The organism is Diaphorobacter sp. HDW4B (genome assembly GCF_011305535.1).
Taxonomy (GTDB): domain Bacteria; phylum Pseudomonadota; class Gammaproteobacteria; order Burkholderiales; family Burkholderiaceae_C; genus Diaphorobacter_A.
Genome location: NZ_CP049905.1, coordinates 2180220 through 2204062, shown reverse-complemented (window position 1 = coordinate 2204062; position 23843 = coordinate 2180220). Strand labels below are relative to the sequence as shown.

Genomic DNA, 23843 nt, shown 5'->3' with positions numbered 1-23843 from the left:
ACGCTGTTTCAGCGATCAGACAAAGCGAAAACGCAGCGTGCCGAGCTTGCCGTAGTCAGCCACGAACATGTCGCCTTCCTTGGCGGAAACGGGCCGCGTGAACGATCCGGCAAGCACGATTTCGCCAGCATTCAAGGACTCACCCCAGGCCGCGAGCTTGTTGGCCAGCCACGCCACGCCAATTGCGGGATGGCCTTGCACGCCTGCGGCAAGGCCGGTTTCCTCGACCACGCCGTTGACGTTCAGGATCGCGCCGCACCACGCCAGATCGAGGTCATGCGGATCGGCGCGGCGCGCGCCCACCACCACGCCTGCGTTGGCCGCGTTGTCGCTGATGGTGTCGTAGACCTTGCGCGCGGCCTGCGTGTGGCGGTCGAACTGTTCGATGCGCGAGTCGATGATTTCGATGGCGGGCGTGACGTAGTCGGTCGCGGCCAGCACGTCCTGCAGCGTGATTTCCTTGCCGCCGGGCAGCCCCGCGCCACGCAGCGGCGATTTGAGCACGAAGGCCAGTTCCACCTCCACGCGCGGCGCGATGAAGTTGCGCTTGGGAATGTCGAGCACCGCACCTTCGTGCGCGGTGTAGAGCATGTTGTCGAGCAGCGTGCCGTAGTCGGGCTCATCGATCTGGCTGGACACCTGCATGGCGCGCGAGGTGAGGCCAATCTTGTGGCCGATCACTTTGCGCCCACGTGCGATCTGCAGCTCCACCCATTTGCGGGCGATGCGGTAGCCGTCTTCCACGCTCATGCCCGGAAAGCGTTTGGAGAAATGCTCGATCTGCTGGCGCGTGCGCTCGCTGGCATCGAGTTCGCTGGCGAGTTGGGAGAGAAGGGATTCGGTGAACATGATGAGAATGCGGCTGCGCGATCAGGAATGGGTGAACAGCGGGTGCAAGGTGCTGCGTTTGCCGTCGTACACTTGGCTGGGGCTTTCGTCGATCTGCACGGTGAGGCCCAGATGGTGCGTGCGGAAAACGGCATCGAGGTGCGCGCTGGCGGTGGCGAGCAAGGCGTCGCCCACTTTCGTGTGCACCAGCGTCGAGCGCCCGCGCCCCATGCGCAGGTTGATGTAGACAAAGCCGTAGTCGGAGCTGCCGCCGGCCTCCATGGCCGCAGCGCCGCCATCGGCAATCGCGCAGTGCGCGGCGGGGTAGGCGAACACGCGCACGCCGCCGGTGGGAAACACCTGGCTGGCGTCTTCCGCGCGCTGCGAAAGCAAGGTGTCGGCCAGCGCATTGCACAGCATCTGCATGTCGCTGAGCGACTCCAGATTCGCGCTGTAGTTCATGATGATGTGAGGCATCAGATCACCTCCATGGTGGCGGTTGTGCAGCTCACTGCGAAGATCGGAACGGGCTGGCAGAACTGCACCGTGCCACGCCCGCGCGCTGCTGCGGCAACGCTGATGAAGGTGCGGATCTCGAAGCCGCCCTGACCGGCATCGGCGTAGGTCGCGGCGTCGGTGTACGACAGCAGCGCGTCCTTGTCGTTGCGCGCCCAGCGGTCCATGAATTCGAGATCCCAGTGCGCGTTGACCTTGCCCGAATCGGGCGTCGCGGGCCAGTGCGACACGCCGCCCGTGCCGACGATGGCGATGCGCTCGGGCACCTTGTCGCAGGCGCGGCGCAACGCTTCGCCAAAGGCCCAGGCGCGATGCAGCGGAGCGAGCGGCGGGCCCTGGCAGTTGATGTTGACGGGGATGATCTTGGTCGTGAAATCGGGCGTCAGAAAATGCAGCGGCACCATGATGCCGTGGTCGAACTTCCATTCCTCGGCATAGGCCACGTCGACGCTTTGCATCACCTCGGTGATGATGCGCAGCGACAGTTCGGCGTTGCCCGGAATGTGGCGCCGCGCGATGCCAAGCCATGCCGGGTCTTCGATCGGGCCTTCGTATTCGTCGGCCATGCCGATGGCGAACGACGGCATGTTGTTCATGAAGAAGTTGGCGAAGTGCTCGGCCGCGACCACGATGACCGCATCCGGCTGCGCGGCGCGCAGTTGCTCGCCCAGCGTGTTCATCGCGGCGTGCACGGCGTTCTTCACCTCCGGGTCGGCGAGATGCGCGCGGCTGGTGATGCCGGGGGCGTGGCTGCAGACGCCTGCGAATACGAGGCTCATAGTCCGGCCACCTTGTCGTCGATGCCCGTGGTCATGGCATAGATGCCGCGCCGCACGGGGCCATGTTTCTGTACGCCGTCGCGCATGGCCTGCAGATACTCGGGCCAGCGCATGCCGAGCAGTGGCGCGAAATGCATCAGCAACTGCCCGTTGCAGCCCAGCACGTAGAGCTTGCCGATGTCGCCACTTTGAATGGCTTCGCGTTCTTCATCGTCGAGCGCATATTCGGCAAGCAGCGCCGCGCGGTCGTCCTTGTAGCGCTGCTGCACCTTGGCCTCGCGGTTCAGGTGGAAGAAGAACTTCTGCATCGCGTACAGGCTCATGATCACACGCCCCAGTGCGGAATGTGGTGGCTGCCCAGCGACACGGCCACGTTCTTGGGCTCGCAGAACACCTCGTAGCTCCAGGTGCCGCCTTCGCGCCCTGTGCCCGATGCCTTGGTGCCGCCGAAGGGCTGGCGCAGATCGCGCACGTTCTGGCTGTTCACAAAACACATGCCGGCTTCGATGGCCGCCGCCACACGGTGTGCGCGGCCCACGCTTTCGGTCCAGACGTAGCTGGAGAGGCCATATTGAATGTCGTTGGCGAGTGCGATGGCCTGCGCTTCATCCTTGAACGGAATGATGCAGGCGACCGGGCCGAAGATTTCGTCCTGTGCAATCTGCATGCGGTTGTCCACGTCGGCGAACACCGTGGGCACGACGTAGTTGCCATGCTTCACGCGCGCGGGCAGATCGGGCACGTCGAGGCCGCCGCACAGCATGCTTGCGCCTTCTTTCTGGCCGAGTTCGATGTAGTGGCGCACCTTGGCCAGATGGGCCTTGCTGATCATCGGGCCGACGATGGTCTTTTCGTCGAGCGGATCGCCGACGCTGATCTTCTTGGCGCGTTCGACAAAGCGATCGACGAACTTCGCGTAGATGCCTTGCTGCACGAGGATGCGGCTGCCTGCGGTGCAGCGCTCGCCGTTGTTGGAGAAGATCATGAACACGGCGGCGTCGAGCGCGCGTTCGAAGTCGGCATCGTCGAAGATCACGAACGGGCTCTTGCCGCCCAGCTCCATGCTGAATTTCTTCAGGCCCGCCGCCTGCACGATGCGGTTGCCGGTGACCGTCGATCCGGTGAACGACACGGCGCGCACATCGCGGTGCGCGACCAGCGGCTCGCCCGCATCCTTGCCGTAGCCATGCACGAGATTGAGCACGCCCGCAGGCACGCCCGCTTCCAGCGCCAGCTCGCCCAGACGCGCGGCGCTCATCGGCGAGAGTTCGCTCATCTTGAGCACGGCGGTGTTGCCGAAAGCAAGGCAGGGCGCGACCTTCCACGTCGCGGTCATGAATGGCACGTTCCATGGCGAGATCAGCGCGCACACGCCCACCGGGTGGAACAGCGTGTAGTTCAGATGCGTGGGCGTGGGGTAGGTGTGGCCGTCCACGCGCGTGCACATTTCGGCGAAGTAGTAGAAGTTGTCGGCCGCGCGCGGCACGAGCTGCTTGCCGGTCTGCGCGATGACCTGGCCGCAGTCGTTGGTCTCGGTCTGCGCGATCTCGGGCACATGCTGCGCGATCAGGTCGCCGAGCTTGCGGATGATCTTGGCGCGGTCGGCGGCGGGCGTGTTCGCCCATTTCGGAAAGGCTTCCTTGGCCGCGCGCACGGCGGCATCGACCTCGCCCGCGCCGCCTTCGGCCACCTCGGCCAGCACGTCTTGCGTGGCGGGGTTGATGGTCTCGAAATACCGCTGTCCCGGAACACTCTTTCCGTTGATCAGATGATCGATGCGCATGCGGATTCTCCAGATTCGGTGGCGGCCGGGGCTCAGGCTAGCGGGGCTTCTGAGGCGTGCCGACGATGGTGTTGACGAGGCGACCGACGCCGCCGATTTCGGTGACGACTTCGTCGCCGACCTTGCAGTCGGCCACGCCGTCGGGTGTGCCGGTGAGGATCAGATCGCCCGGGCTCAGCGTCATGAAGCTCGACAGATGCGCGATCAGCGAAGGAATGTCGTGCACCATGTCGCGGGTGTTGGCGTTCTGCTTGAGCTCGCCGTTCACCCAACTGCGCAGTTGCAGATTCATCGGGTCGGCGATGTCGCAGGCATCGACGAACCACGGGCCCACGGGCGTGCAGCCGTCGCGGTTCTTCACGCGCAGATTGGGGCGGTAGTAGTTTTCGAGATAGTCGCGGATCGCGTAGTCGTTGACGGTGCAGTAACCGGCGACATGGCGGTAGGCATCTTCGCGGCGCACGTGGCGGCACGACGTGCCGATGACCACGCCGAGTTCGCATTCGAAGTGCATGTAGGTCGCGTCAGGCGGGCGGTACGACACGCCGCGATGACCGATCAGCGCGTTCGGACCTTTGAGGAACACCAGCGGTTCTTCGGGGGCCTTGGCGAACTGGATTTCCTTGGCGTGATCGGCGTAGTTCAGGCCAAGCGCGAAGATGGTGCCGAACTCCATCGGCGGCAGCCAGGTCACTTCCGCTTCGGTCAGCGTGCTGCCATCGGGCCGCTGCAGCAGGCCATCCGCGCTTTCGGTGACCGAGAGAGTCTGGCCTTGGTGGATCACGCGGGCGTGCTTCATGCGCGTGCTCCTTCGGTGATTTCATGCGTCAGCGAGTGACTCAGTTGGCCGAGGCCATTCACGGTGATGACGACCGTGTCGCCCGCACGCGCGTTGGGCGAGCCTTCGCCGGGGCCGAGCAGCAGCACGTCGCCGGGAGAGAGCGTCATGAATTCGCTGACATCGGCGAGCAACTGCGGCGCGCTGCGCACCAGATCGGCAAAGCTGCGATGCCAGGTGTGGGTGGCCTCGCCCGCTGCATTGCGGATCTGCACTTCAAGCAGCGCGTCGTCCACCTGAAAGCCAGCCGCTGCGGTGAACACGGCGCTCATCGGGCAGAACAGGTCACGGCAGCGCTGGCGAATCGCGGGGCGGTAGTAGTTGTCGTGCGGCAGCGTGAGGTCGCTGGCGATCACATAGCCGCTCACGTGTGACAGGGCATCTGCGGGTGACACGCGCCAGGCGGTGCTGCCGATCACGAGGCCGATGGTGGCGTCCACGCGCACCACGCCGGGCTCTGCCGGAATGGGTACGGCCACGCCGTCGCCCGCCTGTGTGTTGCGTGGCTTGATGTAGAGAACAGGGGCTTGGGGCGGAGCCTTGTAGGGCGGCTCGCCGAACTGCGACGCCATGCGTGCCTGCGTGGCTCGGTCATTGAGCAGCACGCCGTACACGGTGCCATGGCGGAAGTCCGGGGAGCGCGGGGTCATTGTCTTTCCAGTGCGATCAGCTCATCCAGCAGTTTGTAGAGCTCCACCAGCTTGCCCTTGCCGTAGGTTTCTTCCAGCTCGGCGTAATGCTGGGCAATCTCGCGCGACAGGCGCTTGACGAGTTCCAGCCCTTCGGTGGTGGCCGACACCACCGTGCGGCGCTGGTCGGCGGGGTCCTTGGTGCGCTGGATCAGCCCGTCACGCTCCATGCGCGTGAGCACGCCGGTGAGGCTGGGCCCGAGCAGAAACGCGTCCTTGGCGACCTGTCCGGTTTCGAGCTGCTGTCCGTCCCCCAATGCACGCAGTACGCGCCACTGCTGATCCGACAGCCCGCTCTTGCGCAGATGCGGTCGGGTGTGGCCCATGATCGACTCGCGAGCCTGCAAAAGCAGGCTGGGAAGATTGCGATGTTTGAGTGCGGAGGTCATTTATTTAATAGATTAAATAATTGTGCGAATTCCTGCAAATGATTTTTTGCTTTTTCTCGGCTAGGGAAAATACGGAGAAGCGAGCAGGCGATGCCGCTCGCCAGAGAGTGTCGCGAAGACGGGGAGGGCGCAACGCCACCGCAGGAGCGGCGTTGCAGCGCAAAGTCAGGAGCGGAAGCCGTGCTCGGCAGCCGGGCTGGCCCACTTGGCCGTGGTGCCGCGCAGCACCACTTCATACGCACCTTCGCCGCGCAGGGCCAGGTGCTTGGCAAGCGTGATGTTGCTGTTCTCGGAAGTGAGTCCTTGCAAGATCACGTCGAAACCCGCGAGCGCAATGCGCACGCTGCGGATGCCGAGCGCCGCGTCGTCGCTGATGGCGGGCAGCGCGAAATCCGGGCCGAGCAGCGCCTGCCAGCGGGCGAGCGTCACGTCCAGATCCTGCACGGCCACGGTGATCAGCGCCACGCCAGTGGCACCGTTGGCGTGTTGCATCAGCGCGGCATCGTCGGGCACGCGCAGATTGCGCGGCGTGATGTCGCCGCACAGAAACGGCACGTCGCCGGTGTCGTGGCGCGCGGTGGTCCAGCGCACATGCTGGCCGTCGGGGCGCATGCGTTCGCCGGGCACAGGGCCTTGCAGCGTGGTCAGACCGCGCGCGCGGGCAGCGGCCAGTTCGCCCACCGGATCGGCGGACAGCAGGGCGAAGTCGACGAGGCCTTCGCCGCTCTTGTCGAGCGTGGCCCACCAGCGCTCTTGGGGCGCGGGCGAGCGCCAAGCCTTCAGCTCCAGATAGGAGCCGTCGGCCAGCATGATGAGCGCGTTGTGCGAGCTGCGGCCCTGATGGTCGCCGCCCGGATAGACGGTGAAGCCGAGCGCGCGGTACTGTTCGATGGAGCGGGAGAGGTCGTCGACGGCAATGACGACGTGATCGAGAGAGTGATGCATCGACCGGAGTCTCTCACTCTTCGAGCTTGAGTTTGGTCTCCTGCACGAACTTGCGCCAGCGTTCGTATTCCTGATGCGTGTGCTTGTCCAGACCCGGCCCGTCGCTGCCGATCACTTCAAAGCCCGCAGCGGTGAGCTTGCTGTGCACATCGGGCGTTTGCAGCGCGCCCTGGAATTCCTTGGTCAGGCGCTGCACGGTGGCTGCAGGCGTGGCCGAGGGCGCGAAGATGCCGATCCACGAATAGGCCTCGAAGCCCGGAAAGCCGCATTCGGCCACGGTCGGCACATCGGGCAGCTCGGGCAGGCGCTTGGCGCCGGTCACCGCGAGCGGCTTGATCTTGCCTGCACTGATCTGGCCGCGCAGCGCCGCGTAGCTCAGCAGCGTCAGCGTAGTCACGTTGCCCAGCACCGCCTGCACGGCCGGGCCGCCGCCGCCGAACGGCACGTGCAGCACGAAGGTGCCCGAGCGCCGCTTGATGTCTTCCATCACGAGATGGTTCATCGAGCCCACGCCGGTAGAGGCGTAGCTGAACTTGCCGGGATTGGCCTTGGCTTCCTTCAGAAAATCGCGCAGATCCTTGGCGCCCTGCACCGCCTGCGCATTCGCACCGATGACCAGCGGAAAACGCACGGCCAGCGTCACGCCCGTGAAGTCCTTGAACGTGTCGTAGGGCAGCTTGGGCTTGGCGATCGGGTTGATCGCATGCGTGTCGAAACTCACCAGCAGCGTGTTGCCGTCCGGTGCGGACTTGGCCACATACTGCGTCGCGATCTGGCTGGCGGCACCGGGACGGTTTTCGACGATCACCGGACGCCCCGCCAGCTCCGACAGGCGCGGCTGAATGATGCGCGAGGCGATGTCGGTGCTGCCCCCCGGCGGAAACGTGACCTGCAGGCGCATCGGCGTTTCTTCCGCTTGCGCCAGTCCACTCAGGCCGGACGCAGCGGCAGCCGCGCCCAAAGCGACGGCCTGGCGGCGGGTGAGAACAGTGCCTCTCATCATCATTCAGTGCTCCTCAGAAATATGTCGATCTTCAATTTGAACAGGGAAAACTATCGGTGTGGGCCTCAAATCACGCGCGGCCGTCGCGAGTGACCACCGAGCAAGGGCCGCCCCGCAGCGATGGTGGTGTCCCCCCTCCGCTGCGCTTCGCGCAGCTGCAGAGAGGGGGGAAGGCGCGCAGCGACTCAGGGGGGTGATCAAATTACCCCATCCATTGGCTGACAGGAACGGCCGTGTCTTGCAAGGGCTGCGAGAAGATGTCGATCAACGCCGGACCGTCATGCGCTAGCGCGGCCTTGAGCGAGCTTTCCAGATCGCTCGGGTCCTGCACGGTCCAGGCCTTCACGCCGAAGGCTTCGGCCACGCGGGCGTGGTTGGTGCGGTTGAAATCGACCGAGAAATAACGCTCGCCGTAACCCGTCTTCTGGCTTGCCTTGATCCAGCCGTAGACCGAGTTCGAGAACACGATCATCTTGAGCGGCACGTTGCGGCGCACGATGGTTTCCAGCTCGCCGCAGGTGAAGCCGAAGCTGCCGTCGCCCATGGCGGAGATCACCATGCAATCGGGCACGCCGACCTGTGCGCCGAAGGCAGCCGACATCGAATAGCCGAGCGCACCGTGCGCGCGGTTGGTGATGAAGTGGCGGCCTTCCTGTGGCGCGTCGAAATACGCCGAGAAATACGGGCAGGGCGTGCCCGGATCGGCCACCGCAATCGCGCGCTTGGGCAGCAGCTTGTTGAGCGTGGCGAGCACGCGCTCGGGGCGGATCGGCATCTCGCTCGATTGCGCAAGCGGGTTGAAGAATTCCAGCTTTTCCAGACGCGCACGCGCGGCCAGCGCGCGGCCATCCGACACTTCGGCGGGGCGCTTGGCGATGATCTTCTGCACGGCGGCATCGAGTGCTTCGAGCGCCAGACGTGCATCGCCCACCATTCCCACATCAGTGCGGTAGTTGGTGCCGATGGTCATCGCATCCACATCGATGTGCAGGATGGTCACGCCACGGCCCGGCATCTGGCCGTGCTCGGTCGTGGTCGAGCCTGCGCGGCAACCGATGAACAGCACCAGATCGGCCTGCGCCACCACCGCACGCGTGGCGGGCACGCCGCCGTTGGTGCCGACCACGCCCGCATTCAGCGGATGCGTGTCGGCCAGGCTGCCCTGACCGCTCACCGTCAGGCAAACAGGTGCATTCAGGCGCGTGGCGAGTGCCTCAAGCGCCTTGCTCGCGCCCGAGATCACCACGCCGCCGCCGCAGATCAGCACCGGTGCCTTGGCTGCCACCAGACGCGCGGCTGCATCGTCAATCGTGGCCGGATCGGGCGCGCTGCGCGTGGCGGGGAAATGGTCGTGGCCGGGTTGCGCCCACACGTCCTGCGGGTTCGGCAACTCGTGCTTTTGCAGGTCATACGGCAGGCAGATGTGCGCCGCGCCGGGACGGCCCGTGGTCATTGCGCGGAAGGCGCTGCGCATGGCGTGCGGAATCTGGTCCACGCGGTCGATGGTGGTGTTCCACTTGGTCAGCGGCTTGTACATGGCCTGCTGATCCAGCTCGGTCAGTGGAAACTTGCCGCGCGCGCCCACCGACACATCGGTGGTGATGCCCAGCACCGCGATCGACGACTCGTTGGCCTCGACCAGCCCCGGCAGCAGATAAGTCGCGCCGCCGCCGCTCGGGCCTTCGCATACGCCCACCTTGCCGGTCACGCGGGCGTAGCCGTCGGCCATGTAGCCCGCGCTGCGCTCGTCACGCGTGAGGATGTGGTCGATGCCATGGTCCAGCCGCGCCATCGAGTCATAGAAGGGCAGGCTGGTGTCGCCACAAAGTCCGAAAATATGCTTCACACCGTTGTGTTGCAACATCCGTACCATCGCATCTGCACCATTCATGGGCGTTGTGCTCATTGCCGATCTCCTTGGGTAATCTGGGTAGTATCTGGTTAAGAATCCATTTCAGTATACTTAAAACATGTCGACGTTGAAAACAACCCAAGCAAACAAGTTGGTAAAGAAGCCGCGCGCCAAAGCCATTTCCCATGTGCGGCGCGAGCGCGGCAGCGATGTGTTCCAGACGCTGCGCGACATGGCGATCAGCTACCAGCTCAAGCCGGGCGAACGCCTGAGCGAGATCGAACTGGCCGAGCGTCTGGGCGTGAGCCGCACCCCCGTGCGCGAGGCCTTGGCGCGTCTGGTCACCGAAGGTTTTCTCGAACCCTGCACGCGCGGCTACATGCGCAGGCCGCTGCAGGTGCAGGATGTTCTCGATCTGTACGAAGCCCGCATGGCGGTGGAGCGCGAATGCCTGCGCTATGCGGTCGAGCGTGCGAACGCGGAGCAGATCGCCGAGATGCAGGCCTTTCTCGACAAGAGCCGCAAGGCCGCACCGGGCACCGCCGTGCGCGAACTGGTGGAACTCGACGAGGCTTTCCACAACCGCATCGCCGCCATGTCCGGCAACAGCGAGCTCGCGCGCATGCTCGGCAATCTGAACGAACGCGTGCGCTTCATCCGCTGGATCGACATGGAAAAAGTCGGCCGCGATTCCACGCAGAAGGAGCACGGCGCGATTGCCGACGCCATCGAAAAGCGCGACCGGCAAACCGCCGCGAAGCTCATGGATGAGCACATCGCCCTGCGCCGCGAACAGATCGTCGAAGCCGTCACGCAAGGGCTGGCGCGCATCTTCTTGGGCGAGGAAGTGGCAACGGCCAAGTAGCCTGAGCGAGCGGAGAAATTGCGCGCTGCTGTATATTTCTCCAGTATTCAACATCCACTTCTCGCGCACCACCCATGGCCAAAGACAAGGCAATCTTCATCTGTTCCGAATGCGGCGGCACCAGCCCGCGCTGGCTGGGCAAATGCCCGTCCTGCGGCGCATGGAACACGCTGGTGGAATCGGTGGTCGAGGGCGGCAACAGCGGCGCGAGCAAGAACCGCATGAGCACGTCCAACTACGCGGGCCTTGCGCAGGCGCAGGTCGTCACGCCGCTCGCCGCGATTGAAGCGCAGGACGTCGCGCGTTCGCCCAGCGGCATCGAAGAACTCGACCGCGTGCTCGGCGGCGGCATCGTCGAAGGCGGCGTCGTGCTGATCGGTGGCGACCCCGGCATCGGCAAATCCACGCTGCTGCTTCAAGCCATGGACGCGCTGCACCGCACCGGCATGCCCACGCTTTATGTGACCGGCGAGGAAAGCGGCGCGCAGGTGGCGCTGCGTTCGCGTCGCCTCGGACTCGACCACAGCCAGGTGAATGTGCTGGCCGAAATCCAGCTCGAAAAAATCCTCGCGACCATGGAGGCCACGCAGCCCGCCGTGGTGGTGATCGACTCGATCCAGACCGTGTATTCCGACCAGCTCACCAGCGCCCCCGGCTCCGTCGCACAGGTGCGCGAATGCGCGGCACACCTCACGCGCGCGGCCAAGTCCACCGGCATCGCGGTGATCCTCGTCGGCCACGTGACCAAGGAAGGCGCGCTCGCCGGCCCGCGCGTGCTCGAACACATGGTGGACACCGTGCTGTACTTCGAAGGCGACACGCATTCGAGCTTCCGCCTCGTTCGCGCGATCAAGAACCGCTTCGGCGCGGTCAACGAAATCGGCGTGTTCGCGATGACCGAAAAAGGCCTCAAGGGCGTGACCAACCCGAGCGCGATCTTTCTGTCGCAACACAGCGAACCCGTGCCCGGCAGCTGCGTGCTCGTCACGCTTGAAGGCACGCGGCCTTTGCTGGTCGAAATCCAGGCGCTGGTCGATTCCTCAGGCCCCGCGCCACGTCGTCTGTCGGTGGGCCTCGACCGAGACCGCCTCGCCATGCTGCTGGCCGTGCTCCACCGCCACGCAGGCGTGGCCTGCGCCGATCAGGACGTGTTCGTCAACGCCGTGGGCGGCGTGCGCATCAGCGAGCCCGCAGCCGATTTGGCGGTGATGCTGTCGATCACCAGCAGCCTGCGCGGCAAAGCCTTGCCCAAGGGCTTCATCGCCTTCGGCGAAGTGGGTTTGGCCGGTGAAGTGCGCCCCGCGCCGCGCGGTCAGGAGCGCCTGAAAGAAGCTGCAAAGTTGGGCTTCACCGTCGCGATCGTGCCCAAGGCCAACGCGCCCAAAAAGCCCATCGAAGGCTTGGAAATCCACGCGGTGGAGCGGGTGGATGAGGCGATGAATATCGTGCGTGGGTTGGGGTGATGGCACTGCTTTCAGGACGTGCGGCGGAAATGCACCTGGTCGACTTGACCAAGTTATCGTGAGTGATTAGGTCGCCTTTGGCACAATTGAGTGTGCCAACACCGGGTGCTAATTGGGCTTATCGGGTCCCATGAGTTGGGATGAATAGGTGTGTAGTGATTGTGAAGGACAAGTGAGAATGAGTTTAAGACCTGTTGGAATAGATCTTTTTGCTGGCGCAGGCGGACTCTCTTTGGGCTTTGAGCAGGCGGGGTTTGATGTCGCGGCCGCAGTTGAGGTTGACCCAATTCATTGCGCAGTTCATGAGTTCAACTTCCCTCAATGTGCCGTAATCCCGAGGTCGGTCGTTGGCCTTTCTGCGGCAGAAATCCGATTGGCGGCAGGGTTGGGCAATCGGCCGATCGATTGTGTTTTCGGCGGTCCTCCCTGTCAGGGTTTTTCGATGATGGGAAAGCGGGCTATGGATGACCCGCGTAACAGTCTTGTTCTGGAGTTCGTTCGTCTTGTTGCGGAGCTCGATGCACGAACTTTTGTTTTTGAAAATGTGAAGGGTTTGACGGTTGGAAAGCATAGGGCGTTCTTGGACGAGTTGGTGCAAGCTTTCGACAAGGTGGGGTACGACGTCCGTCAGCCGTGGCAAGTTTTGGATGCCTCGAATTTTGGAACGCCTCAGAAGCGTCAACGCCTGATTCTGCTGGGGGCAAAAAAGGGTAATCCTCTTCCGGAGTACCCGATACCAACGACTCAGCCAGCTGACGCCAAGCAAGCTTTGCTGGGACTTGCGTTGGGGCCCACGGTTAAAGAGGCTATCGGGGATTTACCAAATGCGGAGCGTTTCGATTCTTTGATCGGATCGGATATTGTCAAGACGCAGGCGTTCAAGGAGCCATCGACGTATGCTGCCGAAATGCGATGTCTTGGCGTGGCATCTTGGCACTATGGCTACATCCGGAAGTGGATGCCGGATTTTTTGACCTCGAGTGCACGGACAGAACACTCGGCCATTTCGCGTCAGCGTTTTCGTGAAACGATGCCAGGTTTGGTGGAACCAATCAGTCGCTTTTTCAAATTGCCTCCGAATGGTCTCTCAAATACGTTGCGGGCAGGAACCGATAGCGCTCGTGGTGCATTTACCAGCCCAAGACCAATTCACTACAAATACGATCGTTGTATAACCGTTCGGGAAATGGCGCGGTTACACGGTTTCCCCGATTGGTTTCGCTTGCACGCGACCAAGTGGCATGGTGCACGTCAGATCGGCAATGCGGTACCTGCTCCGATGGCTAGGGCCATTGGACAAGCGGTTTTAGCTGCTTTGGGTGTTGTTCCGACAACACCGCAAGTGATGATTTCTCTAGGCGATACGAAGCTGCTGTACATGGAGATGTCTGCTGCAGCCAACCGTTTTGGCGTACCTCGCCCCAATGGCAAACGAGACAAAAAAAGTGGGATTAAAAAGCGCAAGCAACATGAAATAGAAGAGTTGCGCCATCGTTCAGGAGGGCTGTATGGGTAAATCGACGGGGCTCAATCGCTATCAGCTCCTCATCGAGCGAATTTTCGAGAGTCGTTGGAGCAAAGGGCTGAAGGAGTTTTATTTTGAACGCGCTGATTTGGAATCGACCGCGTTGGAACTCGGTATTACGTTGCCCAAGAACCTCGGTGATGTGATGTACGCACTGCGTTATCGAATCAGTTTTCCGGAAAGCATCCTGGCGACACAACCCAAAGACCGGGAATGGGTAATTGAAGGGGCCGGAAGAGCACGCTACAGACTGAGGTTAGTCAAAAAGACGCGTATCTTGCCGCGCCCCGACCTTGCTTGGATTGCGATTCCTGACGCGACGCCTGAATTGATCCGAGCCTATGCCTTGGATGATGAGCAGGCACTGCTTGCAATCGTCAGGTACAACCGACTGATCGATACGTTTCTTGGTTTAACCACATACAGTTTGCAGAATCATTTGAGAACGACAGTAAGTGGGATTGGTCAAATTGAGATAGATGAACTTTATATAGGTTTGGATAAATATGGCTGTCACTATGTGATCCCAGTGCAGGCAAAAGGTGGAAGCGATCAGATTGGCGTGGTGCAGACCACGCAAGATATTCGTTTTGTTGAACAGAGATTCCCTGGAATGCGATGTCGTGCTATTTCAGCGCAATTCATGGAGGAGGGGATCGTCGCGCTATTTGAATTGATATTGCAAGATGATGAGGTCAGAGTCGTTGAGGAGCGCCATTACAAGCTTGTGCCGTATTCGGAGTTGGATCCGAGGGCAGTACGTGGTTATTCCTGATCGATTTCGAACACGGTGCGTGAGGCTGTTGTCTGGGCAGCTGCACTACGCAGCATCCACAATTCTAGGAATTAGCCCCCATAGGACAATGCGCCCCATGAATTTCCGCAAATATCTCATCCCGATCGGTATCGCCTGCCTGTTCATCGCTTCGTACAACGCCTGGGGCTGGCAGGGGCCGATCACGGTTCTGGGTGGTCTGGTGATGTGGGGGCTGTTGCATTACACGCGCCTGATGAACGTGATGCAGAAGGCCAACAAGAGCCCGATTGGCTATGTTGCCAGTGCGGTCATGCTCAATGCCAAGCTGCGTCCGGGCGTGAATCTGCTGCATGTGGTGGCGATGACACGCTCGCTCGGCGAGCTGCTCACGCCCGAGGGTCAGGACCCCGAACGCTTTCGCTGGACGGACGGTGGCAAGTCGTTCGTGGTGGTGGAATTCGTCAATGGTCGAGTGGTCAAGTGGGAATTGACGCGACCCCAAGTCACCGAAGAAGACGCACCAAAACAGGAATCTGCGGCCATTTCGTCCACTCAATCGTAAAATCGCTGGTTTTGCGACTTACAGCAATTGAAAAAGGATTCCCATGAGCCCCGTAGTTCCCTCGATGGCCGACCGTGACGGCAAGATCTGGATGGACGGCCAGATGCTGGACTGGCGCGACGCCAAGATCCACGTGCTGACGCACTCGCTGCACTATGGTTGCGGCGCTTTTGAAGGCGTGCGTGCGTACAAGACGGATTCGGGCACGGCCATCTTCCGTCTGCAGGATCACACCGATCGCCTGTTCAACAGCGCAAAAATCCTGCGTATGGCACTGCCATTCAGCAAGGATGAGGTGAACGAGGCCCAACGTGCCGTGGTGCGCGAGAACAAGCTGGAGTCCTGCTATCTGCGTCCGCTGACCTGGATCGGCTCCGAGAAGCTGGGCGTTTCGCCCAAGGGCAACAAGATCCACATGATCGTGGCGGCCTGGGCCTGGGGTGCCTACCTCGGCGAAGACGGCATGAAGCGCGGCATCCGCGTGAAGACGTCGAGCTACACCCGTCACCACGTGAACATCACGATGACGCAGGCCAAGGCGTCGAGCAACTACACGAACTCGATCCTCGCCAACATGGAAGCGACCGACGACGGCTACGACGAAGCCCTGCTGCTGGACAGCTCCGGTTTCGTGTCCGAAGGCTCGGGCGAGAACGTCTTCATCATCAAGGGCGGCGTGGTCTACACGCCCGACCTGTCGGCTGGCGCCCTGAACGGCATCACCCGCAACACCGTGTTCGCGATCTGCAAGGATCTGGGCATCGAAGTGGTCCAAAAGCGCATCACGCGTGACGAGGTCTACATCGCCGACGAGGCTTTCTTCAGCGGCACCGCTGCGGAAATCACCCCGATCCGCGAACTCGACCGCGTGGAAATCGGCTCCGGCAGCCGCGGCCCGCTCACCGAGAAGATCCAGACCGCGTTCTTTGACATCGTCAACGGCCGCAATCCCAAGTACGCTCACTGGCTGACCAAGGTGTAATCGACATGACCCAAGCAATCGTTGAACTCCTGGCCAAGGACCTGAACGCGCAAGGCGGTGTGTACTGCCCCAATCCCAAGGCGGACATGAAGCTTTGGAACTCGCACCCCAAGGTGTATCTGGACGTCGCCCATCACGGCGAAGGCAAGTGCCCGTACTGCGGCACCGTGTATCGCCTCAAGGCAGGCGAAGTGGTCAGCGCTGGTCACTGATCTCGCGTCGTTCGCGGATTGATCGTTCTGCCGGGGCTTGCCCGCTGTAATAGCTGTGAACTCTCGTTTGCACGCATGGCAGCAGGCCCCGCATGTGGGACAAACTGCGTTCTGCATTCACTGCGGTTCAACACGAGTCCTTCATCTTGAAATTTGCACAAGGAAAACTGGCCGCGCCCTCTTGGCCGGTTCAGTTGAATTCGGCAGCCGCCTTTGCCGTTCCCGGCTTGGCGCTCTGGCTTGCGTCCGGTTATTCGTATGGTGCGGTGCTGCTGCTCGTTGGCGCACTGTTCACGCTCAAGCGCTGGGTGCTCGAGCCGCAGCGCTCGCTCACCTGGTGGTTTGCGGTCTGCATGTTTGCCATGGCGCTCATGTGGGTGGCGATGGCCGATCCGGCCGAGCGCATGGGGCAGTGGGACCGGCCTTCCAAATTCATTCTCGCGATTCCGTGCCTGCTGTATGCCACGGTGTTTCCGCCCAAGCCCAGAGCCTTTGTCTGGGGGCTGATCGTCGGCTGCATCGGCGCGGGCGCGATCGCCATCTGGCAGGTTCACGGTCTCGGCGAATGGCGCGCGACCGGGCGTACGAATGCAATCCAGTACGGCAATCTGGCGCTGCTGCTCGCCGTGCTGCTGGCCGTGTTTCTGGCGGCCATCCACAAGCAATTGCACTGGGGTGAAAAGCTGCTGGCAGTGATCGCCATCGTGGCCGGGTTGGATGCCTCGGTGCTGTCCGCCTCGCGCGGCGGGTGGCTGGCGGTGCTGGTGGTCATGCCGTTTGGACTTGCGCTGCTGTATCGCTACCGCGCGCGCCTGTTCTGGCGCGTGGTGGTGGGGCTGATGATCGCGGCCGGGCTGATGTCGGTCGTCAACCGCGACATGCTGACCGCGCGCTGGGACGAGATGACCTCGGAAATCAAGGTCTACGACACCAAGCGCGACGCGAGCACGTCGGTGGGGCAGCGTCTGGAGCACTGGCGCTTTGCCTGGGATGCGGGCCGCGAAAAGCCGCTGCTCGGCTGGGGCGTGGCGGGCTATTTGTCGGAAAAGCAAAAGCGCGTGGCCGAAGGCAAGTACCAGCCAGCCATCGTCGAATACAAGTTCGTGCACAACGAGGTGCTCGACGTGTTCGTGAAGACTGGCTTGGTCGGCGTGGCCGTGCTGCTGTGGTTCTATCTGCTGCCGATCTGGATGTTCTGGCCCACGCGCGAGCGCATGCGGCTGCTGGATGCGGGGGGCAATCCACCGCTTCGGCGCATGGTGCTGGCCGTGCGCATGTGCGGCGTCTGCGTGCCGGTGCTGTTCGTCGGCTTCGGTCTCACGCAGGTCTTCTTTGCGCACAACAGCGGCATCATGTTCTATCTGTTCAGCCTGATCCTGCTGTGGTCCATGCTGATCGGTCTGGAGCGCACGGCGCGCGGCGCTCCGGCTGCCAAAGCCTGAAGGCGGGCACTGCTGGCACTGATGGGCAAAGGCCTTGCGCGCGGGCCTTCCCTTACACTCGCTGCCATGTCAAAGTTCACGGATGCCCGTTCCCCGTCTGAGCTCTCGGACCGCGCATCCAGCAGGCGGCCACGGGTGCTGCATTTCGTCACCGGTGGGTTCTCCGGTGCCACCCAAGTGGCGGTGGATCTCGTGCGCGGCCATCTTGCGGGCCAGCAGTTCGAGCCCTTGCTGGTGCTGCGTCGCAAACCCCATACCGACATGTCCCGCGTCGATGCGCTCCTCAAAGAGGGCGTTTCGGTGGAGCTGGTCCCGGGCTGGGCACATCTCGCCACCGTCCGGCAACTGGTGAAGGTCTGCGAGCGCTTTCAGCCCGACATTCTGGTCGCGCATGGCTTCAGCGAACATCTCTGGGGCCGCTATGCGGGCCTGCTCGCCAAGGTGCCGCATCTCGTGCATGTGGAGCACAACTCGCGCGAGCGCTACACCTGGTCGCGCACCAAGCAGATGCTGTGGCTCTCGCAGCGCACCGATGCCATCGTGGGCTGCTCCAAAGGCGTTGCGCAGGTGCTGCTGGGCAAAGGTACGCCGCCCGAAAAGACACTCGCGATCTCCAACGGCATTCGCACCGAACCGTTTGCGATGGCAGCCGAGCATCCATGGCGCGAGCGCATTCCGGGCATCGTGATGGCCGCGCGATTTGCGCGCCAGAAGGACCACGGCACGCTGCTCAAGGCGATTGCGCTGCTGCGCGAGCGTGGGCTCAAGCCGCCGGTCCAACTGGCGGGTGGCGGCAAGGCGAGTGCGCAGAAGGCTGCGCGCAAGCTCAGCGCGGAACTCGGACTCGATGATCAAGTGGAATTTCTCGGCCATCACAAGAACGTGCCGGGGTTGCTCATGGCCCACCAGATCTGCCTGCTTTCCACGCATTACGAGGGCATGCCGCTGTCGCTCATCGAAGGCATGGCGGCGGGCTGCACGGCCATCGGCACGCGTGCGCCGGGCGTGCAGGAGGTGATCGACGATCAGCGCAACGGCCTACTGGTCGAACACGAGAACGCGCAGTCGCTGGCCGATGCGCTGCAGTTGGTGCTCGCGCAGCCCGAAGTGGGCGAGCGTCTGGCGCTGCAAGGCCGTGAAGACGCGAACACGCAATACACGCTTTCGCGCATGATCTCGCGCTACGAGGCGCTGTTCACGCAGATCATGGCCGGTCGCAGCAAGGAAGGTTTTTCGCAGATATGACGACGACGCAGCAGCAACCATCCGAGAAGACCGCGCCGTGGCTCAGCGTGCTGGTGCCCGCCTACAACGTAGAGCCCTATCTTGAGGAGTGCATCGTCTCCGTGATGGAGCAGGCCGAGCCGCTGGGCGGCGTGGAAGTGCTGATGCTCAACGACTGCTCCACCGACGGCACGGGCGCGCTCATGGAAAAGCTGGTCACGCGCTGGCCTGGCAAGCTCACCTTCATGCAGCACGAACGCAACCAGGGCCTGTCTGCCACGCGCAATTCGATGATGGATGTGGCGCGCGGCGAGTATCTGTGGTTTCTCGATTCCGACGACAAGATACTGCCCGGCAGCATGGCCGCGTTGCACCGTATCGTGAAGACCAATGCACCTGATGTGGTGCTGTGCGATTTCGCCGTTTGGCGCGAGAAGACCAAACTCAAGCATCGCCTGCGCGGCGAGATGCATCGCCGCACCTTTGCGGGCCCTGCGCGCAAGCTGATCACCGATCGCTGCGGCGCATTGGCCGATGTGCTGATGCCGGGCGAACTGCATGTCTGGTCCAAGATTTCCAGACGTTCGCTGTGGGCGGATGATCTGCGTTTTCCCGTGGCACAGTGTTATGAGGACATGACCTGCGTGCCGCTGATGATGCTGCGCGCCGCGAGCTTTTATTACGCCGATCAGCCGTGGATCGCCTACCGCCAGCGCAGCACCAGCGTGCTGGCCAATCCCAATCTGAACAAGGCGGTGGACCAGTCGATGGCGCTGCAGGCATTCCATCGTGCGCTGCAGGCCAGCAATTGCGCTGGCGATACGCGTGTGCAATTGGCGCTGGCGCACCAGAACGCGCGCAACTTCATTGGTGCGATGCGTTTTGTCGATTCGCTGGACGATGCCAATCCCCAAAAGCGTTCGGCCATCCAACGCATACGTGCCAACTTTCTGGCCTCATCACCGCTCATACCCGAAGCCTTGTGCAAGGCTTACGGCGCGCGTGGCTGGTGGTTGCGCCGGTCCAAACTCAAGCGCTGGTTGAAAGCGAGCGAAGCCGCATGAGCGCACAGGCACAACAAAGCATTCCATTGCGTGACAAGGGCGAGCTGCTGCTCGCGCGCCTGATCTACGGCTGGGAGCGGCTGCGCAACAAGCCCGTGCTCGACTATGTCGAGCATCCGTTCCGGCTGGTCGAAATTCCGGCGGTGACGGAAGCGCCGCCCAAGCCCAACACACGCGCCATCCCGCGCATCATCTGGGCGTTCTGGACCGGGCCGACGCAGCCCGATCTGATCAAACGTTGCTTCGACAACTGGCGCCGCATGTGCCCGCAGTTCGAGATTCGCATCCTCGACGAGCAAAGCGTTCTGAACTATCTGGGCGGCATTCCTGCCGGGCTGCAAGAGGCGAGCGCGCCCAAGCGTGCTGATTGGGTGCGCGCCGAACTGCTCAAGCGCCATGGCGGCATCTGGCTCGATGCGAGCACGATTCTCACCACCTCGCTGGATTGGGTGATCGACACGCAGGCGCGCACGCAGAGCGACTACGTGGGCTTTTATCTCGAACAGTTCACGAGCGATGCCGCGTTTCCGGTGATCGAAAACTGGTTCATGGCCGCACCGCCCGCGAGCCCGTTCATCATCGATCTGCAGCATGAATTCACCACGCGCGTGGTCACGGGCAGCAACGCGCAATACCTCGAACGGCTGCGCGAAGAAGGCATCTACGATCAACTGCGCCAGCGCATTTTTTCGCCCGAGTATCTGACCATGCACCTCGCGATCCAGTATGTGATGCGCAAGCGCGGCGGGTATCGTCTGGCGCTGGCGCGTGCGGAAGACGGGCCGTTTTTCTACCATGTGGCTTCGGGCTGGAGCCGTGGCATGCTCAAGGTGCAGCTCATGATGCGCCCGGCCGCCAAGACCATGTCGCCCATGGTCAAGTTGCGCAAGCCCGACCGCAAACGGCTGGATCTGTATGCGCAGCGCCGACTGGTGCGGCCCGACAGCATCCTCGGGCGCTATCTCGGCCTTTGATGGCTGGCGAGACGCACCACTCCCCGCTACTCCACCCACTCGTTTCAATCATGATCCATCGTCGCAAATCGGCTTTTGAAAAGTGGTTCTCCTTCACCCGGCACCGTCGGCGCTTCGGAGCGGATGCGCACACGCAGCAGCTCGACGCCCAGGACTACTCGCAATTGCGCGAGCGCATCATCGTGCAGGGCGACGAAGAGGCGAAACATGCGCATGGCGCGTCGGTGAATCTGGACGAGCATCTGGCCAAGGTGCGGCGCGAATTCATCGGGCAGTCGGAGTTGCTGTATCAGCACGCCATGCTGATCGTGCTGATCCGCCGCGAAGCCGATGTGCCCGCGAACTACGAACGCTTCAAGCGCATGTGGATGGCCGAGCGCGACTTTCTCGTGGCGCATCTGGACATGCGATGGCTGATCTCGGCTTGCGACACCTTTGTCGATCTGGATACCGATCCGGTCCTGCGCGCCGTGGCGATGAACGGCCCGCTGCTGGCGAACACGGTGAAGTTGGGGGAGACCGAGCGGTTCATTCTCGGTGTGAATGGCGAGACGCCCGATCAGCAGGCTTCACTGGATGAACTGTGGACGCATCGGGTGGGGCTGTTCGATGGCGTGTCGGGCTTCATTCCGGGGACGGACGATACCTTGCGCAATATGCGGTATCGGTTGGAGGATGTGTGTGGGTTGCATCCGCTGGGTGTTGTCGTGATGGAGATTTTCGAGCGGCTGCAGCGGGTTGGGAATGAGAATGTTTATTTGCGGTTCAAGGGGCGGCATACGCGGGAGAAGACGCGTTGGTGGGACTAGGGTGTCGTGTTGTGTCCGACGGCCACTTTTTTTGATTGAGCCTTGGCTGGGGTGTTGAGGGCGGGTGCCGGGTCTCGCCCCGGCGGGCGAGTAACTTTTCGCTGGCGCGCGAAAAGTCACCAAAAGCGCGCTTGAATACCTGCGGCAAAACTCACTTCGCGCCGTAGGCGCTCCGTTCAGACAGCTTGCCGCAAGTCAGTTTGGAAGAGGATGTCACGGCACTTCGCGTTGCTCGTGCCGGGGCATCTCGCGAATTCGCGAGATGCTGTGTGGTTGGATCAGTGCGTTGTTGCTGCCAACTCTTCCACCAGTTTCTGAACCAGTTGTTCTGCTGGCATCACGCGGGCGGATGCTACGCCTTGGCCTGCCCAGAGGGAGAGGTAGTCTGCACGTCCCGCTGCTGCTGCAGCTTTGCGCAGTGCGCCTGTGAGGGCGTTTTGCACGGGGTATTCGGGGATGTCGTGCTCGAATGCGGCGAGTTTTTCCATCATCGTGTTGACGATGCCGCGCGCGTAGCGGCCTGAGAAGATGCGGGTGCAGCGGGTATCTGTTGCGCTGGCGTTTGCCATGGCTTCGCGGTAGGCGGGGCCGATGGCGGATTCGGGGCAGACGAGGAAGGCTGTGCCCATCTGCACGGCCTGTGCGCCCAGTGCCAGTGCGGCGGCGATGGATTTGCCGGTCATGATGCCGCCTGCGGCGATCACGGGGATGGTCAGTGTCTCGGCGCATTCCGCGACGAGGGGCAGGGTGCCGATCATGCTGGCCTGGAAGTCGCCCAGAAACGTGCCGCGATGGCCGCCTGCTTCCATGCCGGAGGCGACGACTGCATCGGCGCCCACGGCCTGCCAGGCTTTGGCTTCGGCGACGGTGGTAGCGGTGCCGATCACGTAGCTGCCTGCGGCGTGCAGGCGCTCGACCTGTTCGGAGGTGAGGATGCCGAAGGTGAAGCTCGCTACAGACGGCTTCTGTGCGAGCAGGGCGTCGAATTGGGCGTCGAAGTCTTCGCACCATTGCGCGGGCACGCTGGGGGTGAGGCCGAATTCGGCGTACAGCGGCGCGAGGCGATCGATGGCTTTTTGCACGACGGCGGCATCGGGCGTGGGGGTCTTGAGCACGAAGAGGTTCATGCCGAAGGGCTTGTCTGTCGCTGCGCGCACGGCGTTGGCGGCTTCGGCCATGGCGGCGGGGGAGCGCATGCCGCAGCCGAGCATGCCGAGTGCGCCGGCCTTGGAGACCGCTGCGGCGAGTGCGGGGGTGTCCGAGCCGGTCATCGGGCCCTGGAAGATGGGGTGTTCGATGTTCAGGTGCTTGAGCAAAGAAGAGGAAGTGCGGGATGCGGTCATGGCGTGCGTGCTCCTTGAAATCATGAATTCGTGGTGGCGACGTTCGCGCTCGCGAGCAACAGGTCTCTGAGCGCGGTGAACGCGGGGGTGTTGTAACCCTGCCGGGTGACGAGCATGGTCGTGCAATGCGAGAGCGGCACCCATTGCAGCGCAGGCGGCGTGCGCAGTTGTTCGAGCAGCGCCTGTGGCACCACGCCCGCGCAACTGCCTGCGGCCACGCAGGCGAGGATGGCGGGGTACGAGGCCAGTTCCATCACCTTGGGCTGCTGGCGCGCATTTCCATGTCCTTTGCCACCGCTGCGCATCCAGTCTTCGCCGATCTGGCGATAGGTGCAGCCGCGCGTGAAGGCGGCGATGGTGTGCAGTTGCAGGTCGGCGGGCGAGCGCACGGGCGGATGCGTGGCAGGTAAGGCAAGCAGCAGCGCTTCGTCATAGACCGGCGTGCGATCCAGCGACAATTCGTCGGGGTCGAGGTCCGGCGGCGGCCAGGCGACGAGTGCGGCGTCGATTTCATGGGCCAGCAGTTGTTCGATCAACTGACGCGAGGGCGAGGTGTGCAGCTCCAGCCGCAGCTCGGGCCATGCGGCATGCAGTTGCGCGAGTGGCTGCGGCAGGCGCACGAGCGAGGTGCTCTCCATCGCGCCCAGCCGCAAGCGCCCGGTGGGTTGATCGGGCGAGACGGCCTGGCGTGCCTCCTCGGCCAAAGCAAGCAGCTTTTGCGCATAGCCAATCAGCGTTTCGCCCGCAGGCGTGAGCAGCATGCGCCGTCCTTCGCGCAGGAACAGCGGCGTGCCGAGTTGCTCCTCCAACTGCTGGATGCGCGTGGTCACGTTGGACTGCACGCGCCCCAGCCGCTCGGCGGCGCGGGTGACGCTGTGCTCCTCTGCCACGGCGAGGAAGATCTCGAGTGCAAGCAAGTCCATGGGCGACGAGTGAAGGTGAGGTGATGGCAAGAAAAATCTTTTTGTGAGATGATTTTATAACATTCAATCTCAAATT

25 protein-coding genes are annotated in these 23843 nt (G+C 62.7%); 12 read left to right on the top strand and 13 right to left on the bottom strand.

Annotated elements, in window-relative coordinates; all coding sequences use genetic code 11:
• Positions 1-15 precede the first annotated feature (15 nt).
• The 11 genes from hpaH to G7048_RS10215 all read right to left on the bottom strand — a co-directional run bounded on the left by hpaH (position 16) and on the right by G7048_RS10215 (position 9676).
• The gene (hpaH, locus tag G7048_RS10265) at positions 16-849 is read right to left on the bottom strand and encodes a 2-oxo-hept-4-ene-1,7-dioate hydratase (RefSeq protein ID WP_166068042.1); all 834 of its coding nucleotides are present in this window, start codon (positions 847-849) and stop codon (positions 16-18) included.
• Positions 850-870: 21 nt separating this feature from the next.
• Entirely contained in the window at positions 871-1305 is a 435-nt protein-coding gene (locus tag G7048_RS10260) for a 5-carboxymethyl-2-hydroxymuconate Delta-isomerase (RefSeq protein ID WP_166068041.1), read from the bottom strand.
• Positions 1305-2123 (bottom strand): extradiol ring-cleavage dioxygenase, encoded by an 819-nt coding sequence (locus G7048_RS10255; RefSeq protein WP_166068040.1) that lies wholly within the window; start codon positions 2121-2123, stop codon positions 1305-1307. Before G7048_RS10255 ends, G7048_RS10260 begins: the two co-directional genes overlap by 1 nt.
• Complete coding sequence (locus tag G7048_RS10250) at positions 2120-2446, bottom strand: aromatic ring-opening dioxygenase subunit LigA (protein ID WP_166068039.1); 327 nt, start codon at positions 2444-2446, stop codon at positions 2120-2122. Before G7048_RS10250 ends, G7048_RS10255 begins: the two co-directional genes overlap by 4 nt.
• 2 nt (positions 2447-2448) lie before the next feature.
• Positions 2449-3906, bottom strand: coding sequence for a 5-carboxymethyl-2-hydroxymuconate semialdehyde dehydrogenase (gene hpaE / locus G7048_RS10245; RefSeq protein ID WP_166068038.1), 1458 nt, complete (start codon positions 3904-3906; stop codon positions 2449-2451).
• A gap of 37 nt (positions 3907-3943) precedes the next feature.
• Entirely contained in the window at positions 3944-4705 is a 762-nt protein-coding gene (locus G7048_RS10240; protein ID WP_166068037.1) for a fumarylacetoacetate hydrolase family protein, read from the bottom strand.
• The gene (locus tag G7048_RS10235; protein ID WP_166068036.1) at positions 4702-5394 is read right to left on the bottom strand and encodes a fumarylacetoacetate hydrolase family protein; all 693 of its coding nucleotides are present in this window, start codon (positions 5392-5394) and stop codon (positions 4702-4704) included. The genes G7048_RS10240 and G7048_RS10235 overlap by 4 nt, the downstream gene beginning before the upstream one ends.
• Positions 5391-5822 (bottom strand): homoprotocatechuate degradation operon regulator HpaR, encoded by a 432-nt coding sequence (hpaR, locus tag G7048_RS10230; RefSeq protein WP_166068035.1) that lies wholly within the window; start codon positions 5820-5822, stop codon positions 5391-5393. Before hpaR ends, G7048_RS10235 begins: the two co-directional genes overlap by 4 nt.
• A 165-nt stretch (positions 5823-5987) precedes the next feature.
• Entirely contained in the window at positions 5988-6767 is a 780-nt protein-coding gene (locus G7048_RS10225; RefSeq protein ID WP_166068034.1) for a VOC family protein, read from the bottom strand.
• Positions 6768-6780: 13 nt separating this feature from the next.
• Positions 6781-7767 (bottom strand): tripartite tricarboxylate transporter substrate binding protein, encoded by a 987-nt coding sequence (locus tag G7048_RS10220; RefSeq protein WP_166070904.1) that lies wholly within the window; start codon positions 7765-7767, stop codon positions 6781-6783.
• Between the two features lie 205 nt (positions 7768-7972).
• Positions 7973-9676, bottom strand: a complete 1704-nt coding sequence (locus tag G7048_RS10215; protein ID WP_240933234.1) for a thiamine pyrophosphate-binding protein — start codon at positions 9674-9676, stop codon at positions 7973-7975.
• A 64-nt stretch (positions 9677-9740) separates the two neighbouring features.
• Between G7048_RS10215 and G7048_RS10210 the strand changes: the two genes are divergently transcribed.
• The 12 genes from G7048_RS10210 to G7048_RS10155 all read left to right on the top strand — a co-directional run bounded on the left by G7048_RS10210 (position 9741) and on the right by G7048_RS10155 (position 21501).
• On the top strand, positions 9741-10487 hold the full coding sequence (locus G7048_RS10210; protein ID WP_166068033.1) for a GntR family transcriptional regulator: 747 nt from the start codon (positions 9741-9743) through the stop codon (positions 10485-10487).
• 74 nt (positions 10488-10561) lie between these two features.
• Positions 10562-11950, top strand: coding sequence for a DNA repair protein RadA (gene radA, locus G7048_RS10205; RefSeq protein WP_166068032.1), 1389 nt, complete (start codon positions 10562-10564; stop codon positions 11948-11950).
• Between the two features lie 178 nt (positions 11951-12128).
• On the top strand, positions 12129-13466 hold the full coding sequence (locus tag G7048_RS10200) for a DNA cytosine methyltransferase (protein WP_166068031.1): 1338 nt from the start codon (positions 12129-12131) through the stop codon (positions 13464-13466).
• Positions 13459-14250 carry an endonuclease gene (locus G7048_RS10195; RefSeq protein WP_166068030.1) on the top strand — a complete coding sequence of 264 codons (792 nt, stop codon included), beginning with the start codon at positions 13459-13461 and terminating at the stop codon, positions 14248-14250. The genes G7048_RS10200 and G7048_RS10195 overlap by 8 nt, the downstream gene beginning before the upstream one ends.
• Positions 14251-14347: 97 nt before the next feature.
• The gene (locus G7048_RS10190) at positions 14348-14794 is read left to right on the top strand and encodes a glycerate kinase (RefSeq protein WP_166068028.1); all 447 of its coding nucleotides are present in this window, start codon (positions 14348-14350) and stop codon (positions 14792-14794) included.
• 43 nt (positions 14795-14837) lie between these two features.
• Positions 14838-15776, top strand: a complete 939-nt coding sequence (locus tag G7048_RS10185; protein ID WP_166068027.1) for a branched-chain amino acid transaminase — start codon at positions 14838-14840, stop codon at positions 15774-15776.
• A gap of 5 nt (positions 15777-15781) precedes the next feature.
• The gene (locus tag G7048_RS10180) at positions 15782-15988 is read left to right on the top strand and encodes a zinc-finger domain-containing protein (RefSeq protein WP_166068026.1); all 207 of its coding nucleotides are present in this window, start codon (positions 15782-15784) and stop codon (positions 15986-15988) included.
• Between the two features lie 146 nt (positions 15989-16134).
• A complete protein-coding gene (locus G7048_RS10175) occupies positions 16135-17430 on the top strand; it encodes an O-antigen ligase (protein WP_240933233.1) in 1296 nt (431 codons plus the stop codon).
• A gap of 66 nt (positions 17431-17496) precedes the next feature.
• Positions 17497-18675: a glycosyltransferase family 4 protein gene (locus G7048_RS10170; RefSeq protein ID WP_166068024.1), complete on the top strand. Its 1179-nt coding sequence runs from the start codon at positions 17497-17499 to the stop codon at positions 18673-18675.
• Positions 18672-19718, top strand: a complete 1047-nt coding sequence (locus tag G7048_RS10165; protein WP_166068023.1) for a glycosyltransferase family 2 protein — start codon at positions 18672-18674, stop codon at positions 19716-19718. The genes G7048_RS10170 and G7048_RS10165 overlap by 4 nt, the downstream gene beginning before the upstream one ends.
• A complete protein-coding gene (locus G7048_RS10160; RefSeq protein ID WP_166068022.1) occupies positions 19715-20692 on the top strand; it encodes a glycosyltransferase family 32 protein in 978 nt (325 codons plus the stop codon). The genes G7048_RS10165 and G7048_RS10160 overlap by 4 nt, the downstream gene beginning before the upstream one ends.
• Before the next feature lie 50 nt (positions 20693-20742).
• Positions 20743-21501, top strand: a complete 759-nt coding sequence (locus tag G7048_RS10155) for a hypothetical protein (RefSeq protein ID WP_166068021.1) — start codon at positions 20743-20745, stop codon at positions 21499-21501.
• 278 nt (positions 21502-21779) lie between these two features.
• Here G7048_RS10155 and G7048_RS10150 read toward each other — a convergent pair whose 3' ends face one another.
• Together G7048_RS10150 and G7048_RS10145 are read right to left on the bottom strand one after the other, a co-directional pair.
• Positions 21780-22844 (bottom strand): nitronate monooxygenase family protein, encoded by a 1065-nt coding sequence (locus G7048_RS10150; RefSeq protein WP_166068020.1) that lies wholly within the window; start codon positions 22842-22844, stop codon positions 21780-21782.
• A gap of 20 nt (positions 22845-22864) precedes the next feature.
• On the bottom strand, positions 22865-23767 hold the full coding sequence (locus tag G7048_RS10145; protein ID WP_166068019.1) for a LysR substrate-binding domain-containing protein: 903 nt from the start codon (positions 23765-23767) through the stop codon (positions 22865-22867).
• Positions 23768-23843: the final 76 nt, after the last annotated feature.